This window comes from Oryzihumus sp. JJN4-3R, assembly GCF_057747915.1.
Map to the genome: position 1 here is coordinate 3,399,269 of NZ_CM173229.1, position 17,450 is coordinate 3,416,718.

The window sequence follows — 17,450 nt, forward strand, 5'->3', positions numbered from 1 at the left end:
GGACGAGGCTGCTGGGTTGACCCCCTAGGATCGCCCTCGGACGTTTGCTGTCGACGAGCAGAGGTAACTCGTGAAGATCACCGTGGTCGGACTGGGCAAGATCGGCCTGCCCCTGGCAGTCCAGTTCGCGAACTCGGGGCATGAGGTCCTCGGGGCCGACGTCAACCAGGCGGTCGTCGACCTGGTCAACGCCGGGACCGAGCCGTTCCCCGGCGAGGCGCACCTGCAGGAGCACCTGTCGGTCGTCGTGCCGGACGGTCGGCTGAAGGCCACCACCGACACCGCCGCCGCCGTCGCCGAGAGCGACGCCGTGGTCATCGTGGTGCCGCTGTTCGTCGACGCCGACAGCAAGCCGGACTTCGGCTGGATGGACTCCGCCACCGCCGACATCGCGCGCGGCCTCAAGCCCGGCACCCTCGTCTCCTACGAGACGACGCTGCCGGTCGGCACCACCCGCACCCGCTGGAAGCCGATGCTGGAGTCCGGCTCCGGGCTGACCGAGGGCGAGGACTTCCACCTCGTCTTCTCGCCCGAGCGCGTGCTCACCGGCCGGGTCTTCGCCGACCTGCGCAAGTACCCCAAGCTCGTCGGCGGGCTCACCGACGCCGGCGCCAAGCGTGCCACCGAGTTCTACGAGGCGGTGCTGCAGTTCGACGAGCGGCCCGACCTCGAGCGCGGCAACGGCGTCTGGGACCTCGGCAGCGCCGAGGCGGCCGAGATGGCCAAGCTTGCCGAGACCACCTACCGCGACGTCAACATCGGCCTGGCCAACCAGTTCGGCACCTTCGCCGCGGCCCACGGCATCGACGTCTACCAGGTCATCGAGGCGTCCAACTCCCAGCCCTACAGCCACATCCACCGCCCCGGCATCGCCGTCGGCGGCCACTGCATCCCGGTCTACCCGCGGCTCTACCTGTGGAACGACCCCGCGGCGACCGTCGTGCGCGCCGCGCGCGAGGCCAACGCCGGTATGCCGGTCTACTCCGTGGGCCTGGCCAAGGGCGCCCTCGGGGACCTCTCCGGTGCCACCGTGGTGGTGCTCGGCGCGGCCTACCGCGGCGGCGTCAAAGAGACCGCGTTCTCCGGGATCTTCCCGACCGTGGAGGCGCTCGAGGCCGAGGGTGCGACCGTCCTGGTCGACGACCCGATGTACACCGACGAGGAGCTCGCCACGCTGGGCTTCACGGCATACAGGAAGGGCACCCCGGTCGACGCCGCGATCCTGCAGGCCGACCACGCGGAGTACGCCGCGCTGACCGCCGCGGACCTGCCCGGTGTCAAGGTCGTCGTCGACGGCCGCCGCTCGCTGGACCCGGCGAGCTTCGAGGGTGTGCGCTTCCTCGTCATCGGCAAGGCCGAGTGATGGCGGCCCGCATCCAGCCCAGCGCCGACGTCTCCGAGGAGGCGACCCTCGGCGAGGGCACGACCATCTGGCACCTCGCGCAGGTGCGCGAGGGCGCGACCCTGGGCGAGAACTGCATCGTCGGGCGCGGCGCCTACGTCGGCCCCGGCGTGCGCATGGGCGACAACTGCAAGCTGCAGAACCACGCCCTCGTCTACGAGCCCGCGGTGCTGGAGGACGGCGTCTTCGTCGGCCCGGCCGTGGTGTTCACCAACGACCACTACCCGCGCTCGGTCGACCCCAGCGGCAAGCTCAAGCGCGGCGACGACTGGGAGGCCGTCGGCGTGACGGTCCGCACCGGCGCCTCCATCGGCGCCCGTTCGGTCTGCGTCGCGCCGGTCACCATCGGCCGGTGGGCGCTCGTCGCCGCCGGGTCGGTCGTCACCAAGGACGTGCCCGACTTCGCCCTGGTCGCCGGAGTCCCCGCCAAGCGGATCCGCTGGGTCGGCAAGGCCGGCGTGCCGCTGGAGCCCGCCGGTGACGGGCAGTGGCGCTGCCCGCAGACCGGAGAGACCTACACCGAGCAGAACGAGTGCCTGACGGAGGCCACGCAGTCATGAGCGAATTCATCCCGCCCGCCAAGCCGCTGATCGGCGACGAGGAGCGTGAGGCCGTCGACCGCGTCCTGCGCAGCGGCATGCTCGCGCAGGGCCCGGAGGTCAAGGCGTTCGAGGAGGAGTTCTCCGCGCACTTCGGCCTCGACCGCGCCTGCGTCGCCGTCAACTCCGGCACCTCCGGCCAGCACCTCGGCCTGCTCTCCAGCGGCGTCAAGGCCGGCGACGAGGTCATCGTGCCGTCGTTCACCTTCGCCGCCACCGCCAACTCGGTCGCGCTGACCGGGGCCACGCCGGTGTTCGCCGACATCTCGGCGTCCGACTTCTGCCTCGACCCGGCCGCCGTGGAGGCCGCCGTCACCGAGCGCACCGTCGGGATCATGCCGGTGCACCTCTACGGCCACCCGGCCGACATGACTGGCCTGCAGGCCGTCGCCGACAAGCACAACCTGCAGATCTTCGAGGACGCCGCGCAGGCGCACGGCGCCTCGCTGCACGGCAAGCCCGTGGGCACCTTCGGCACGTTCGCGATGTTCTCCCTCTACCCGACCAAGAACATGACCTCCGGTGAGGGCGGCATGGTCTCGGTCGCCAACGCCCAGGTCGAGCGCCTCATGCGCCTCTACCGCAACCAGGGCATGGAGCGGCAGTACGAGAACGAGGTCGTCGGCTTCAACAACCGGATGACCGACATCCACGCCGCCATCGGCCGCGTCCAGCTGACCAAGGTCGGCGCGTGGACGAAGAAGCGCCAGGACAACGCGGCGTTCCTGTCGGCCAATCTCGAGGGCGTCGTGACCCCTCCGGTGGCCGAGGGTGCGGTGCACGTCTACCACCAGTACACGATCCGCGTCGCCGAGGACCGCGACGGCCTGGCCAAGGCGCTGCGCGAGGAGCACAACATCGGCTCGGGCATGTTCTACCCGATCCCCAACCACCGCCTCGCGCCGTTCAACGTCGACGTCGACCTGCCCGAGACCGAGCGCGCGGCACGTGAGTGCCTGTCGCTGCCGGTGCACCCGTCGCTGAGCCAGGACGACCTCGAGCGCATCGTCACCGCGGTGAACCTCCTCGCGAAGGCCGGTGCCTGAGATGGCGAACCTGCGCGCCGGCCTCGTCGGCATCGGCATGATGGGCCGCCACCACGCGCGCGTGCTGCGCGAGATGGACGGCGTCGACCTCGTCGGCATCGTCGACCCCAGCGGTGACCCGCACGGCGTCGCCGGGGCCACCCCGCTCTACTCCCAGCTCGCCGAGCTGATCGAGGCCGGCGTCGACATGGCCGTCGTCGCCGCCCCGACCGGCATGCACGAGGAGATCGGGCTGGCCCTGGCCGACGCCGGCGTCCACGCCATGATCGAGAAGCCGCTCGCGGCCACCTCCGAGGGCGCCCGGCGCATCACCGCCGCCTTCGCCGAGAAGGGCCTGGTCGGCTGCGTCGGCCACATCGAGCGCTACAACCCGGCCCTGCAGGAGCTGCGCCGCCGCCTCGAGGAGGGCGAGCTCGGCGAGGTCTACCAGGTCGTCACCCGCCGCCAGGGCCCGTTCCCGGCGCGGATCGCCGACGTGGGCGTCATCAAGGACCTCGCCACCCACGACATCGACCTGACCGCGTGGGTCGCCCAGAGCCCGTTCACCTCGGTCGCCGCGCGCACCACGCACCGCAGCGGCCGCGAGCACGAGGACCTGGTCACCGCGATCGGCACGCTGGAGTCCGGCGTGGTCACCAACCACCTGGTCAACTGGCTCTCGCCGTTCAAGGAGCGGATGACGCTGGTCACCGGCGCCAAGGGTGCGTTCATCGCCGACACCCTCACCGCCGACCTGACCTTCCACGCCAACGGCACCCTGCCCACCGACGGCTGGGGCACGTTCGCCTCCTTCCGGGGCGTCACCGAGGGCGACATGGTCCGCTACGCCTTCCCCAAGCAGGAGCCGCTGCGGGTCGAGCACGAGGCCTTCCGCGACGCTGTCCTGGGCACGAAGTCCGGCTTCGTGACCATGGAGGAGGGCCTGCGCACCGTCGTCGTCGCGGAGGCGATGATCGCCTCCTCCAAGGAGCTCTCCTCGATCTCGGTCGCCTGAGCGGCTCGCAGACACACCACGACGAAGGCCCGCCCCCTCACCGGAGGGGGCGGGCCTTCGTCGTGCCCGGGTATGCCGGGTGGCCGGGTCAGGCGCGGCTGCCGGCCTCCAGGGCGGCGACCGTGGCGGCCGCGGCCACGCCGGTGCCGTAGGGCGCGGCGTCGGTCGGTGCGGGGGCCGGGCGGGTCAGCAGCGTCCCGACCTCCGCCGGGTCCTGCACGAGGACGTTCCAGCCGAGGTCGACCGTCTCGGTCCACTCGGTCTCGGTGCGCACCGTGGTGCACGGCACGCGCAGCAGGAAGGCCTCCTTCTGCAGGCCGCCGGAGTCGGTGACCACGCCGGCGCTGGACATCGTCGCGCGGACCAGGTCGGGGTAGGGGACCGGGTCGCCGACGCGCAGCGCGCCCTGCTCGAGGTCCAGGCCGAAGTCTGCCGCGCGCTGCCGCAGCCGCGGGTGGGCCAGCAGCACCACCGGCGCGTCCACCGACGCCAGGCCCTTGATGATCGCGGTGAGCCGCTCGGGGTCGTCGGTGTTCTCCGCGCGGTGCAGCGTCGAGACGTAGTAGGGCTGCTCCGGGTCCACGCCGTCGGGCAGCGCCACCGGCCGGTCGGCGACCAGGTCGCGGACCTTCATCAGCACGTCGGTCATCACGTCGCCGACCAGGACGCTGCGCGCGGCCAGGCCCTCGGTGGCCAGGTGGCCCATGGCGACCTCGGTCGGGGCGAGGCACAGGTCGGCGGCGTGGTCGGTCAGGACGCGGTTGTGCTCCTCGGGCATGCGCCGGTTGAACGAGCGCAGCCCGGCCTCGAGGTGGGCCATCGGGATGTGCATCTTCACCGCGCTGAGCGCGCCGGCGACGGTGGAGTTGGTGTCGCCGTAGACCAGCACCCAGTCGGGGCGGTGCTGCTCGAGCACCTCGTCCATGCCGGCGAGCATCGCGCCGGTCTGGCGGCCGTGCGAGCCGGAGCCCACCGCGAGGTGCACGTCGGGGGCGGGGATGCCGAGGTCGCGGAAGAAGACGTCGGACATGTTCACGTCGTAGTGCTGCCCGGTGTGCACGATCACGTGCTCGTGCCCGTGCTCGGACAGGGCCGCCGCGACGGGGGCGAGCTTGACGAACTGGGGCCTGGCGCCGACAACGCTGAGGATCTTCACGCAGGCGAGTGTAGAAGGGGACCGGCGTGCCCCCGGCATACCCCGTCCGGGCGCTGACGCCGGGCGGAAGCCCTCAGGGGGTGCGGGGCTAGAGTGACCAACCGCGTGCAACACCCCAACCACACCTCAGGGAGCGCCTGACATGCGATTCGGACTGTTCATCCCCCAGGGCTGGCGCATGGACCTGGTCGGCATCGAGCCGGACATGCACTGGGGCGTCATGGCGGGTCTCGCCAGGCGCACCGACGAGCTCACCCGTGAGTGGGAGTCGATCTGGGTCTACGACCACTTCCACACCGTGCCCGAGCCGTCGAACGAGGCCACGCACGAGGCGTGGACGCTCATGGCCGGCCTCGGCGCGATCACGAGCAAGGTGCGCCTGGGCCAGATGTGCACCTGCATGAGCTACCGCAACCCGGCCTACCTGGCCAAGGTCGCCGCTACCGTCGACATCATCACCGAGGGCCGCATCGAGATGGGCATCGGCGCCGGCTGGTACGAGCACGAGTGGAAGGCCTACGGCTACGGCTTCCCGCGGGCGGGGGAGCGCATCGGCATGCTCGAGGAGGGCGTGCAGGTCTTCCGCGACATGTGGACCAAGGGCTCGGCCACGCTGCACGGCAAGTACTACGACATCGACGGCGCGCTGTGCGCCCCGCGCCCGCTGCAGGGCACGAGCCTGCCCGGCTCGGCCGAGAACGGGATCCCGATGTGGATCGCCGGCGGCGGCGAGAAGAAGACGCTGCGGATCGCCGCGAAGTACGCCGACTACACCAACTTCGACGGCAGCCTCGAGGGCTTCACGCACAAGAGCGAGGTCCTCAAGGGCCACTGCGACGACCTCGGCCGCGACTTCGGCTCGATCGTGCGCTCGGCCAACTACAACGTGGTCATCGGCGAGAACGAGAAGGAGGTCAAGGACCGCCTCGCGTGGAACCGCGACCACTTCATCAAGGCCGGCCTGTCCGAGGCGCGCGCCGACGAGCACGTGGCCAACCTCGCCACGCAGCCCGCGGTCGGCACGCCGGACCAGATCGTCGAGACGCTCAAGGGCCTGCAGGAGCAGGGGATGACCTACGCCATCACCTACTTCCAGGAGGCGGCCTACGACACCTCCGGGATCGACCTGTTCGAGAACTACGTCATCCCGGAGCTGCTCGGCTGATGACGCAGCACACCCGGCGGCCGCGCGTCGCCATCACCAGCCGGCTCTTCACCCCCGAGGTGGCCGCTGCCCCTGCCCGGCTGAACTGGCTGGCCCGGGGCCTCGTGGCCGCCGGGTGTGACGTCGAGGTGCTGACCACCCGGCCGCCGGCCGCCGCAGGCCCCGCCACGGACCCCGCCGGCGTGCGGGTGAGCCGGTGGCCGGTGCTGCGCGACGAGAACGGCAACATCCGCGGCTACGTGCAGTACCTCAGCTACGACATCCCGCTCGTGCTGCGGCTGCTGACCCGGCGCGCGCCCGACCTCATCGTCTGCGAGCCGCCGCCCACCACCGGCCTCGTGGTCCTGGCGCTGAGCCGGCTGCGCCGCCGGCCCTACGCCTACTACGCCGCCGACATCTGGAGCGAGGCCTCCGAGAGCGCCGGCGCCCCCGGCTGGGTGGTGCGCCTGCTGCGCAAGGCCGAGTCGGCGGTGCTGCGCGGCGCCTGCCACGTCCTGTCGGTCAGCGACGGCGTCGCCGAGCGGCTCTCCGGCCTGGGCGTGGACCCCGCGCGGGTCCAGGTCGTCGGCAACGGCGTCGACACCGACGTCTTCGGCCGGCAGCCCGTCGCGGCCGCCTCACCGGCCGTGAACCTGCCCGAGGGCCCGTATGCCGTGTACGCCGGCACCATGTCCGAGTGGCAGGGGGCCGACGTGTTCGTGCGCGGCTTCGCCGCGGCGCTCGACCGGCTGCCCTCCGACGCGCGGCTGGTGTTCCTCGGCCAGGGCAGCGAGCTGCCGCACCTGAAGAAGGTCGCGGCCGAGCTGGCGCCGGGCCGGGTGGACTTCCTCGGCGTGCTGCCGCCGGCCCAGGCCGCCCAGTGGCAGCGCGGGGCACGCTGCGCGCTGGTCTCGATCACCCCGGGCCGGGGCTACGACTTCGCCAAGCCGACCAAGATCTACGCCGCCACCGCCGGTGGGACACCGGTGGTCTTCGCTGGCGTAGGGGCGGGCGCGGCCCTGGTCAACGGCGAGGGGCTCGGCCAGGCCGTCGACCACGAGCCGGCGGCGGTGGCCGACGCGCTCGTCACCGCCCTGGCCGCGGCGCCGGACGAGGCGACGCGCGTGCGCCTAGCGCAGTGGACGCTGGAGAACGCCAGCCTGGCGCGGGTCGGCATCGCCGCCGCGGAGGGCGCCCTGGCCGGCGCGGGCCTGCCGGCTCAGCCCAGCACGGTCGCGTAGACCCCGAGCACGGTGTCGACCGCACGGTCGACACCGTGCTGCTCGCGCACCCACCGCCGACCCTTTTCCGGGTCGTGCGCCCCGGTCCCGGCCACCAGCGCCGCGACGGCCTCGGCGGCCGCGGCAGGGGTGCCGCCGAGCACGGGAGGCGCGGACTCGGCATACAGGGGGAGCCCCACGGGCAGGACCAGCGGGGCGCCGGTGCCCATCGCCTCGAGCTCGCTGGCGGACAGGATGCCCGCCGACTGGCCCACGACGGCCGTCGAGGAGGCCAGCAGCGCCAGGTAGGTGGCGTGATCGACCTTGGGGCGCAGGCGCACCCCGACCTCCTCGGCCGCCGCGGCCTCCGGGCCCCACTGCAGGCCGACGACGTCGGCGGTGTCCCCGACGGCGGCGACGATCCGCTCGGCTGTCTCCAGCTGGGTCTCCACGCCCTTGACGGCCTCCCACCGCGAGGCGAAGAAGACCTGCGGGCGGGTGCCGGACGGCGACCACGCCGGGAGTCGGTCCACGTCGATCGGCACCGGAAGGTAGGTCGCGTCCGGGCGCAGGGGGAGGGTGTGCTCGGCCAGGTCGGGGGTGGAGTAGAGCACGGCCTCGGCCGCGGCCACACCCTTGCGGATCACCGCGGTCCAGGCCGGGTCGTACTGCAGGGTCCGGATGTCGGTGCCGTGCAGGTGCAGCACGTAGCGCTTGGGCACCAGCCGGCTGTGGCGCAGCATGCTGCCGGAGTGCACGTGGAGCAGGTCGTGGCGCAGCGAGCGTGCGCCGAGCCGGGCGAGCCAGGACGCACCCAGCAGGGCCTTCTGCGCCTGCCCGACCGGGCCGGACCAGCTGCGCCCGACCTCGGCCGCCAGCGGCATGTAGTGCCACGGCAGGCCGCGCCGGTGCGCCTCGACGAGCATCCGCTCGGCGGTGAAGGCGCAGTCGTTGACGTGCAGGACCCGTGCGGTGTCGCTCATCCGGCGGTGACCCCGAGCAGGCGCTGCACCAGGTCGACCTCGACCTGCTCGTCGGTCTCGGAGCTGAGCGGCCGGGCGGCCACGTCGGAGGCCTGCTTGTAGCGGACCAGCGAGTCCCGGTCGATGGTGGACAGCGCCGCCGCGAAGGACTCCTCGCTGAAGTCGTCGGAGACGACGCCGAGGTCGTGCTCCTTGACGAGGCGGGCCATCTCGTCGGCCGGGCCGACCGCGACGGCGAGGCGGGCCTGGACGAAGTCGAAGAACTTGTTGGGCAGCGCGTAGCGGGCGTTGGTGTTGATCGGCGGCATGCAGAACACGCCGACGTCGAAGCGGTTCAGCGTGGCCGGCAGGTCCGCCGGGGCGACCGGGTCGTGGAAGGTGATCCGGTCGCAGTCTCCGGCCAGGTCGCGCAGCACCTGCAGGTGCTTGCCGCCGTCCCCACCGGCGACGAGGAACAGGTCGAGGCTGTAGCGCTCGCCGAGCGCCTTGGTCGCGGCGATGAGCAGCTCGATGTAGCGGCCCTGCTGTGCCCCACCGCTGTGGACCAGGCGCACCTTGTCGCCGTCCGGCGGCGTCGGCGCCAGGTCGACGAAGGCCCCGGCGTTGCGGACGACCGAGGCGGTCACGCCGTAGCGCTCCTGGTAGCGCTCGGCCAGGGCGTCACAGACCGTGGTGACCGCCGCGGACTGCGGCAGGTACTTCTTGCAGGCGTGGTCCATCAGGGGGGCCACGAAGGTGCGCCAGATCGGGTCGTGGGAGAACTCCTCGGCCGCCCACTCGTGCATGTCCGCCCAGACCGGCGCGCCGTGGGCGACCTTGTGCGCCAACGGAAGCGCGCGGGCGTCGTTGGAGACCACGAGGTCGTAGCGCTCGTCGCCGATCAGCTGCTCGGCGCGGGCGACGCCCGGCGCGGAGCGCTCCACCGAGGTCAGCTGGCGGGTCGCCAGGCGCAGGACGCCGCCGGGCGTGCGCGGCAGGGAGTTGAGGTCGGCGGGGATCTCGAGGTGGTGGGTCGCGGCCGGCGGCTTGGGGCCGTAGCCCACGGTGGTCACGTCACCGAGGCGCGCGAGCACCGAGACCTGCCGCATCACCCGCGCGTCGCGGATGATCGGCGAGAAGGAGATGTCCAGGATGCGGGGTCGACGACTCACCCGGGCATCGTAGACGGGCGCCCGCGGACGGCTCCGGGGCGGCGGTCGGCCGGCCGCCTCGGTGAGGTGCGTCATGGGCCGCGACCCCACGGCATACCCGCGGGTAATATCCGCCGGGTGAGCACCGGTAACCCTGACTTCGACCTGTTCAAGATCTCCGAGGACCACGAGGCGCTGCGCGAGGCGATCCGGGCGATCGCCGAGGACAAGATCGCCCCGTTCGCCGCGGCGGTCGACGCGGACGCGCGCTACCCGCAGGAGGCGCACGACGCCCTGGTCGCTTCGGACTTCTTCGCCCCGCACATCCCCGAGGAGTACGACGGGGTCGGGGCCGACGCGCTCGCGACGTGCATCGTGATCGAGGAGGTGGCCCGGGCCGACGCCTCCGCCTCGCTCATCCCGGCGGTCAACAAGCTCGGCACCATGCCGCTGATCCTCGGCGCCTCCGACGACGTCAAGCGCCGCTACCTGCCGCCGGTCGCCCGCGGCGAGTCGACCTTCTCCTACGGCCTGTCCGAGCGGGAGGCCGGCTCCGACACCGCCTCCATGAAGACCCGCGCCCGCCGGGACGGCGACGACTGGGTCCTCAACGGGCAGAAGAGCTGGATCACCAACGCCGGTATCTCCGAGTACTACACCGTCCTCGCCGTCACCGACCCCGAGGGCAAGCGCGGCTCCAACGTCAGCGCGTTCGTCGTCGAGAAGTCCGACGAGGGCTTCACCTTCGGGGAGAAGGAGCGCAAGCTCGGCATCAAGGGCAGCCCCACCCGCGAGCTGCACTTCGACAACGTGCGCATCCCCGGCGACCGCATGGTCGGCGGCGTCGGCGAGGGCCTGAAGATCGCCCTGCGCACCCTCGACCACACCCGCGTCACGATCGGCGCGCAGGCCGTCGGCATCGCCCAGGGCGCGCTCGACTTCGCCCTCGGCTACGTCAAGGAGCGCAAGCAGTTCGGCACCCGCATCGCCGACTTCCAGGGCATCCAGTTCATGCTCGCCGACATGGCGATGGAGCTCGAGGCCGCGCGGCAGATGGTCTACGTCGCCGCCGCCAAGTCCGAGCGCGGCGACAAGGACCTGCCCTTCTTCGGCGCCGCCGCCAAGTGCTACGCCTCCGACGTGGCCATGAAGGTCACCACCGACGCCGTCCAGCTGCTCGGCGGCTCCGGTTACGTCACGGACTTCCCGGTTGAGCGGATGATGCGCGACGCCAAGATCACCCAGATCTACGAGGGCACCAACCAGATCCAGCGCGTCGTCATGGCGCGGCAGCTGCTCAAGGGCTGACCCGGCATACCGGCTCGTGCGTGAGAGCCCCTGTCCCGCAAGGGGACAGGGGCTCTCGCCGTGTATGCCGTGTGCTCGCCCGCGCGGACGGCAGATGCGCACCTTCGTCACACTCACGCGCCGACGTAGCGGGGGATGTGTGACGAACCTGCGCGAAACCCACGCTCGGTCCGATGCCGAGCCATTTCGTTGCAGGAGAGCGGACTTCCGCCCGTATGACGTGCATCGCTGCGCGCATTCGAGCGTATTGCCGCCCCCGGGGAACCGGTGAAGAGTGAAGGGCGTCCGGCCGCGCCCGGCGACCGGCGAGATGACCGGCTGGAGGTGGTCCCATGGCTGACGTGATGGTCAGCAACCTGGACACGCAAGGCGAGCGGCGACCATTTGCGGCCCACGGGCACGCGGTCATCGCCAACGCGGGAGCGGCCGCCGTCCTGCGCGGGGAGTTCGAGCCGGGGTGGCGCTGGTCCACCGACATCAAGCCGCTCGCCGGGACGGCCAGCTGCCAGATGCACCACCTGGGCTACGTCGAGTCGGGGTCCATGCGGATCCGGCTCGAGGACGGCACGGAACGCGAGCTGGCCGCCGGTGACCTGTTCGACATCGCGCCCGGGCACGACGCCTGGACGACCAGTGACGTCCCCTGCGTGATGCTGGACTTCTCCGCGGACGCGACCCGCTACGCGACGGGACGCCCCAAGGACATCCCCGAGGCCGCCGACACCGCCATGAAGGCCGTGGTCCGCGGCTACGAGGCGTTCAACATCGGGGACCTCGAGACGCTGCGCTCGCTGTTCTCCCACGACGTGATGCAGCACGTGCCGGGCTCAGGCCCCCTGGCCGGCACGTACAAGGGCGTCGACGCCGTGCTCGGCTACTACGGCCGGCTCGCCGAGCTGACCGGCGGCACGTTCCGCGCCGACCTGCTCGAGGTCCACGGCGACGGCATGGGACACGTCACGGCCGTCCACCAGATCTCGTCCACCCGTGGCGGGACCAAGCGTGTGGTGCACGGGTCGATCCTGTTCACCTTCATGGGTGAGAAGGTCACGGACCTGCTCGAGCTGCACGCCGACCTTGCCGGGGACGACGCCTGGCTGGCCTGAGCCCCGGTTAGCGGCCCCGCCCGCGCAGTCCCTGCCCCTTCGCGGGGCAGGGACTCGTCCGTGTATGCCGGGTGCCCACCGGCGCGGGGCCGGCCCCCGGCCTGCTCGCGGGGCTGCGCGTCGCTCCATCGGGCGGTCCGGTCAGGTGCTGCGGACCGCGCACCGGTGCGTGAGGTCGATGACGAGCACGCGGCTTCCCGCCACCGGCGTCACACAGCCGTGGGCGCGCGCCCACCGGATGAGCCGTTCCATGCCGGTGTGCTCGAACGGCGCGGGGTCCGTCGACTCGCGGGAGGCATAGGGCCCGGCCAGGACGAGGTAGCGCAGACCACCGCGCCGAACCCAGGCCTGGACCTGACCGGCGGTCGGGCTGTTGACGTAGCCGGTGAAACCACCCAGGGGCAGCACCGGCCGACCGGTCTGCAGCTGCAGCCGCGCGGCAGCGGTCGCCGTCGGCACGGCGGCCAGCCAGGTCCGCGCGGCGTGGGCGTCCAGGAACCGCACCACCGCCGGGTCGTACGGCCGCGGGGTGGCTTCGGGCGCCGGGCCGGCCAGGGGGTTGGCGCCGGTCACCGGTCGGCTCACGGTGGACACGGCGAACCACGTGGGGGCTGCGAGGAGGCCGACCGCGAGGGCGGCCGCGGCGGCGCCGCGGGCGACGTGGGCCAGGCGGGCACCCGGGGCGGGCCGCGCGCGATACCAGTGGGCCGGCAGCAGGAGCAGGCCCATGCCGGCCGCCAGCGACAGCCCGACGGCCGGGGTGAGCCAGCCGGGGGTCCCGGTCCGGGACTGGAGCACCACCAGCGCGTAGCCACCGCCGAGGACGGCCAGGGCGGCGCTCGCGAGCCGGGCCCGCGGCAGGTCCCAGTCGTCGTGCAGGCGCGCGGCCGCCAGACCGACGAGCGCCGCGACGGCGGGCGCCAGCAGGACGGTGTAGTAGGGGTGCATGGGGCCGGTCATCAGGCTGAACGCAGCGAGGGCGACCAGCAGCCAGCCACCCCACAGCACCCAGGCCTCGTGCGGTCGGCGCGGGCGCGGCCCGGCACGCCAGCGGAGCAGCGGCAGGAGCAGCGCCGCCAGGACCAGGGGGACCAGCCAGCCGACCTGCGTGTCGAAGGGGGCGACGAGCAGCCGCAGCGGACCGGGGGCGCCGCTGACCGGGTTGGCGGCGGTGGGTGCGCTCGAGACCAGGCGGTCCACGCCGTTGCGGCCCAGCACGAGGTTCCAGACGCTTCCGCCGCTGGCGTCCTCGAACGGCCGGGCACGCGTGGGCAGCGCCCACACCACCAGCGGCCACCACAGGCCGCACACGAGCGCTGCCGCGAGGGCGGACGCCACCCTGAGCCACCGCTCCCGCACCGGCAGGGCGGGGGAGCGCACGAGGTAGGCCACGAGCGCCGGGACCGGGAGCAGCGCCGCGAGCCACTTGGTGAGGAAGGCGGCTCCGACGAGCGCGCCGGCGGAGACGGCCCATGCCCGACCGCGACCCGTCGACCCCGCCGCCCGGACGACGCAGTAGGCGGCGGCCAGCACCAGCAGCGTCAGCGGCGCGTCCGGGTCGTTGAAGCGCGCCAGCACGAAGAACACCGGGGTGGTCGCCAGGACCGTCGCCGCCACCAGCGCCGCCTTCGGCCCCGCCAGCCGTCGCACGGTGCGGTGGAGCAGGAGCACGCTGAGCAGGGCCTGGGCCACCTGAGGCACCAGCACGCTGACCGGGGTGAGCCCCCACAGGCGGACCGAGGCCGCCATGACCCACAGGGCCAGTGGGGGCTTGTCGGTCGCGACGGCGTTGCCCGTCTCCAGGCTGCCGAAGAACATGGCCCGCCAGCTCGTGGCGCCGGCCTGCGCCGCCGCGCTGTAGTAGGCGTTGGCCCAGCCGTTGCGGTCCAGGTCCCACGCATAGGCCACCGCGGCCAGGAGCAGGACGACCACCAGGGCGGCCAGCTCACCCGGCCTGGACGGGGCGCCGCCCGCCCGCCGGGACCCCTCGCCCGTCGCCCCCGACCCGCTCGCGTGCACCCTCGCCGTCCGTTCCGTCGCCACAGACCCCCTCACCCCACGATGCTGCGCCGCGACTCCTGAACATCGCCTGACCAGACGTGCCCGGCGCCGGGTGGTGACCGCTCCCGGACACCGGCCCGGGGCCCGACCTGTGCTCCGCGGAGGGCGGGGAACGCATTTCGTCACACTCACGCCCGAACGTAGCCGGAAGTGTGTGACGAACCTGCGCGCCGACCTGTATGCCGGGTGCCCGCCCGGGTGAGGCAGGCGCCCCTTGGTGACCACCCGGCATACCCCGCCCCGACCTGCCAGGACGGTGTCCACGCAGTGGGGTGCGGCGTATCGTCGGACGACGATGACGTTGCTCCCCACGCTCCCGCGACAGGGAGAGGGACGGGACGTCCAGCTCCTCGCCGCGCAGCTCGAGCTGCTGGCCGGTGTGGTCGCGGGGCACACCCTCCCTCAGGCCCTCGAGTCGCTGCTGCACGTGGTCGAGGACGTCTCGACCGACCGGATGCTCGCCTCGATCCTGCTCCTCGACGAGAGCGGCCGGCACCTGCTCCACGGGGCCGCGCCCAGCCTGCCGGCGGACTACAACGCCGCCATCGACGGCGTCGAGATCGGGCCCGCGGTCGGGTCCTGCGGCACCGCCGCCTACCTGCGCCGCCAGGTCATCGTCGAGGACATCGCCACCGACCCGCTGTGGGTGGACTTCAAGGACCTCGCGCTCGCGGCCGGCCTGCGCGCGTGCTGGTCGACGCCGATCGTCGGGGTCGGCGGCCGGGTGCTGGGGACCTTCGCCATGTACTACCCGCAGCGGTCCCGGCCCAGCACCAGCGACCTCGCGCTCATCGACGTGCTGGTCCGCACCGTCGCCATGGCGATCGAGCGCAGCCGCAGCGACGAGCAGCGCGACCGTGAGCTCGCCGAGGAGCGCGCCCTGGGGCTGACCTTCCAGCGCAGCCTGCTGCCGGAGGTGCCCTCGCGCATCGGCTCGGTGCAGCTGGCCGCGCGCTACCGCACCGGCGACCCCGGGGTGCACGTCGGCGGCGACTGGTTCGACGCGATCGCGGTCGACGACGGGCTCGTGCTGGTCGTGGGCGACGTGCAGGGCCACGACGTCCAGGCAGCCGCCCTGATGGGGCAGCTGCGGACCGTCATCCGGGCCACGGCCTGCGAGGGGCACCCGCCCTCGGGGGTGCTGGGCCGGGCCGCGGACTACCTCGAGCGGCTCGGCAGCGAGCTGCTCGCCACCGTGCTGGTCGTCCACCTCGACCTCGACGCCCGCCTCGCGACGGTCGCCTGTGCCGGCCACCTGCCTCCCGTGGTGCTCGGGTTCACCGACATGGGCAGCGTCCTGAGCGACGTGGCCGTCGAGACCGGCCCGCCGCTGGGCATCGGCGCCCGCTGGGAGGAGCGCAGCTCGCACCTGCCGCCGAACGCCGTCATGCTGCTCTACACCGACGGCCTCGTGGAGACGCGGACGTGGGGGATCGACGAGGGGATCCACCGGCTCGGCGTGCTCCTGGAGACCCTGCCCCAGGGCACCGGTCCGGCCCGGGTCCTCGACACGGCCCTGAGCCTGCTGCCCGCCGGCAACCGCGGTGACGACGTGGCCGTGCTGGCCGCGTTCATCCCGCCGAGCAGGGGGACGCACACCGTGCGGATCGAGCGCTCGCTGCCGGCGCAGGCGATGTCGGTGCCCCTCGCCCGCTCGTGGACGCAGGGTTGGCTGGCGGGCTCGCCCGTCCCGGAACGCCTGTGGGACAACGCCTTCCTCGTGGTCACCGAGCTGCTGACCAACGCGGTCCGCCAGAGCGACCGGCCGGTGCGGGTCGCCCTCGACGTCTCGGCAGCGGACTCGCTGGTGATCAGCGTCTACGACAGCGGGCACCGCCTGCCGATGCTGATGAGCTCGGCTGCCGACGCCACCAGCGGCCGCGGGCTGCACCTGGTCGAGACGCTCTGCGACGCGTGGGGCGTGGACGAGCAGCTCGAGGGCAAGACCGTCTGGGCCCGCCTGCGCTGGTGACCGGGCCGCGCATACAGGGCCATTGGCCGTATGCCGCGTGCCGCCGCCCGCGTCAGTCGATCCGTGCGATCGGGGTGCCCTGGGTGACGGCGGTGTCCTCGTCCACCAGGAGGTGGACGGTGCCGGCGCACGGCGCCGGAACCTCGGCGGCGACCTTGTCGACCTGCACCTCGGCGAGCAGCTGGTCGGTCTGCACGCTCTGTCCCTCGAGGACGAACCACGTCGAGAGGACCCCCTCGGCGCCGGCGTTCTCCTTGGACAGCAACGGGAACGGGACGTCGGTCATGCCCGTGCCACGCGGTGCACGGCGGCCTCGATCCGGTCCTGGCGGGGGAGCACGGCGTACTCCAGGGAGTGCGCGTAGGGGACGGGGGTGTCGGGGTTGCACACCCGGGCCACCGGCGCGCGCAGCATGCTCGGGTCGACGTCGGTGATCGTCGCGGAGACCTCGCCGGAGACGCCGAAGGAGCGGTAGTCCTCGTCGACGACCACCAGCCGGCCGGTCTTGGACACCGAGCGCAGGATGGTCTCCCGGTCCAGCGGGACCAGGCTGCGCAGGTCGATGACCTCCACGTCGATGCCCTGCCCGGACAGCGACTCCGCGGCGTCGAGCGCGTGGTGCACCGACAGCGACAGCGTGACGATGGTGACGTCACCGCCCTCGCGCACGACGTCGGCCTTGCCGATCGGCACGGTGTACTCCCCGTCGGGCACCTCGCCGGTCGAGCGCGGGTTCTTCACCATCCACGGCAGGCCCATGACGCCCTTGTGGAACATGTAGACCACGGGGTTGTCGTCCCGGATCGCGGAGGTCATCAGGCCCTTGGCGTCGGCCGGGTTGCTCGGGACGACGACCTTCATGCCCGGCAGGTGGGCGAACGTGCCCCACAGGCACTGGGAGTGCTGCGCCCCGTCGGAGTAGCCGCCGCCGACCGCGGTGGTGAGCACCATGGGGACCTTGACGTTGCCGCCGGACTCGAAGTGGATCTTGGCCATGTGGTTGTAGATCTGGTCCAGGCACACGCCCATGAAGTCGGCGAACATCAGCTCGGCGATCGGGCGCATCCCCTCGACCGCGGCGCCGATCGCCAGGCCGATGAACGCAGACTCCGAGATCGGGGTGTCGATGACCCGGTCCTTGCCGAACTTCTCCTGCAGGCCCAGCGTGGAGCTGAAGATGCCGCCGTAGGGCCCGACGTCCTCGCCGAGGTAGAACACCGACGGGTCGCGCTGCATCTCGAGCTCGATGGCCTCGACCATGGCCTTGGCCGTGGTGAGCCGGTGGCTGCCGTGCCCGGTCTCGCGGACGGGGGTCTCGGTGATGGTCAT

The 17,450-nt window shown here is 72.6% G+C and carries 15 protein-coding genes; 9 read left to right on the forward strand and 6 right to left on the reverse strand.

Annotated elements, in window-relative coordinates; genetic code table 11:
• The first annotated feature begins 70 nt into the window (after positions 1–70).
• Genes AC3ANM_RS16245 through AC3ANM_RS16260 form a run of 4 tightly spaced genes read left to right on the forward strand, consistent with a single transcriptional unit; the run spans position 71 to position 4,041 of the window.
• On the forward strand, positions 71–1,363 hold the full coding sequence (locus AC3ANM_RS16245) for a nucleotide sugar dehydrogenase (protein ID WP_488285450.1): 1,293 nt from the start codon (positions 71–73) through the stop codon (positions 1,361–1,363).
• Positions 1,363–1,962 carry an acyltransferase gene (locus tag AC3ANM_RS16250; protein WP_488285451.1) on the forward strand — a complete coding sequence of 200 codons (600 nt, stop codon included), beginning with the start codon at positions 1,363–1,365 and terminating at the stop codon, positions 1,960–1,962. Before AC3ANM_RS16245 ends, AC3ANM_RS16250 begins: the two co-directional genes overlap by 1 nt.
• Entirely contained in the window at positions 1,959–3,047 is a 1,089-nt protein-coding gene (locus tag AC3ANM_RS16255; RefSeq protein WP_488285452.1) for a DegT/DnrJ/EryC1/StrS family aminotransferase, read from the forward strand. The genes AC3ANM_RS16250 and AC3ANM_RS16255 overlap by 4 nt, the downstream gene beginning before the upstream one ends.
• Position 3,048: 1 nt before the next feature.
• Positions 3,049–4,041 carry a Gfo/Idh/MocA family protein gene (locus AC3ANM_RS16260; protein WP_488285453.1) on the forward strand — a complete coding sequence of 331 codons (993 nt, stop codon included), beginning with the start codon at positions 3,049–3,051 and terminating at the stop codon, positions 4,039–4,041.
• A gap of 88 nt (positions 4,042–4,129) precedes the next feature.
• Here AC3ANM_RS16260 and wecB read toward each other — a convergent pair whose 3' ends face one another.
• Complete coding sequence (wecB, locus tag AC3ANM_RS16265; protein ID WP_488285454.1) at positions 4,130–5,197, reverse strand: non-hydrolyzing UDP-N-acetylglucosamine 2-epimerase; 1,068 nt, start codon at positions 5,195–5,197, stop codon at positions 4,130–4,132.
• Positions 5,198–5,339: 142 nt separating this feature from the next.
• On the opposite strand from wecB, the gene AC3ANM_RS16270 reads away from it, so the two are divergent.
• Complete coding sequence (locus tag AC3ANM_RS16270) at positions 5,340–6,362, forward strand: LLM class F420-dependent oxidoreductase (protein ID WP_488285455.1); 1,023 nt, start codon at positions 5,340–5,342, stop codon at positions 6,360–6,362.
• The gene (locus tag AC3ANM_RS16275; protein ID WP_488285456.1) at positions 6,362–7,582 is read left to right on the forward strand and encodes a glycosyltransferase family 4 protein; all 1,221 of its coding nucleotides are present in this window, start codon (positions 6,362–6,364) and stop codon (positions 7,580–7,582) included. The genes AC3ANM_RS16270 and AC3ANM_RS16275 overlap by 1 nt, the downstream gene beginning before the upstream one ends.
• Here AC3ANM_RS16275 and AC3ANM_RS16280 read toward each other — a convergent pair.
• Together AC3ANM_RS16280 and AC3ANM_RS16285 are read right to left on the reverse strand one after the other, a co-directional pair.
• Complete coding sequence (locus AC3ANM_RS16280) at positions 7,561–8,544, reverse strand: glycosyltransferase family protein (RefSeq protein ID WP_488285457.1); 984 nt, start codon at positions 8,542–8,544, stop codon at positions 7,561–7,563. The two genes, AC3ANM_RS16275 and AC3ANM_RS16280, sit on opposite strands and share 22 nt — an antisense overlap.
• Positions 8,541–9,695 (reverse strand): glycosyltransferase, encoded by a 1,155-nt coding sequence (locus AC3ANM_RS16285; protein ID WP_488285458.1) that lies wholly within the window; start codon positions 9,693–9,695, stop codon positions 8,541–8,543. The genes AC3ANM_RS16280 and AC3ANM_RS16285 overlap by 4 nt, the downstream gene beginning before the upstream one ends.
• A gap of 117 nt (positions 9,696–9,812) precedes the next feature.
• On the opposite strand from AC3ANM_RS16285, the gene AC3ANM_RS16290 reads away from it, so the two are divergent.
• Entirely contained in the window at positions 9,813–10,982 is a 1,170-nt protein-coding gene (locus AC3ANM_RS16290) for an acyl-CoA dehydrogenase family protein (RefSeq protein WP_488285459.1), read from the forward strand.
• A 332-nt stretch (positions 10,983–11,314) separates the two neighbouring features.
• Positions 11,315–12,088, forward strand: a complete 774-nt coding sequence (locus tag AC3ANM_RS16295) for a nuclear transport factor 2 family protein (protein ID WP_488285460.1) — start codon at positions 11,315–11,317, stop codon at positions 12,086–12,088.
• Positions 12,089–12,229: 141 nt separating this feature from the next.
• On the opposite strand, the gene AC3ANM_RS16300 is transcribed toward AC3ANM_RS16295, so the two are convergent.
• Positions 12,230–14,020 carry an ArnT family glycosyltransferase gene (locus AC3ANM_RS16300; RefSeq protein WP_488285461.1) on the reverse strand — a complete coding sequence of 597 codons (1,791 nt, stop codon included), beginning with the start codon at positions 14,018–14,020 and terminating at the stop codon, positions 12,230–12,232.
• A gap of 424 nt (positions 14,021–14,444) precedes the next feature.
• Between AC3ANM_RS16300 and AC3ANM_RS16305 the strand changes: the two genes are divergently transcribed.
• Positions 14,445–16,121, forward strand: a complete 1,677-nt coding sequence (locus AC3ANM_RS16305) for an ATP-binding SpoIIE family protein phosphatase (RefSeq protein WP_488285462.1) — start codon at positions 14,445–14,447, stop codon at positions 16,119–16,121.
• Between the two features lie 52 nt (positions 16,122–16,173).
• Here the strand turns inward: AC3ANM_RS16305 and AC3ANM_RS16310 are convergent, their stop codons facing one another.
• Both AC3ANM_RS16310 and AC3ANM_RS16315 read right to left on the reverse strand, forming a co-directional pair.
• Positions 16,174–16,407, reverse strand: a complete 234-nt coding sequence (locus AC3ANM_RS16310) for a biotin/lipoyl-containing protein (protein ID WP_488285463.1) — start codon at positions 16,405–16,407, stop codon at positions 16,174–16,176.
• Positions 16,404–17,450 carry an alpha-ketoacid dehydrogenase subunit beta gene (locus AC3ANM_RS16315; protein WP_488285464.1) on the reverse strand — a complete coding sequence of 349 codons (1,047 nt, stop codon included), beginning with the start codon at positions 17,448–17,450 and terminating at the stop codon, positions 16,404–16,406. The genes AC3ANM_RS16310 and AC3ANM_RS16315 overlap by 4 nt, the downstream gene beginning before the upstream one ends.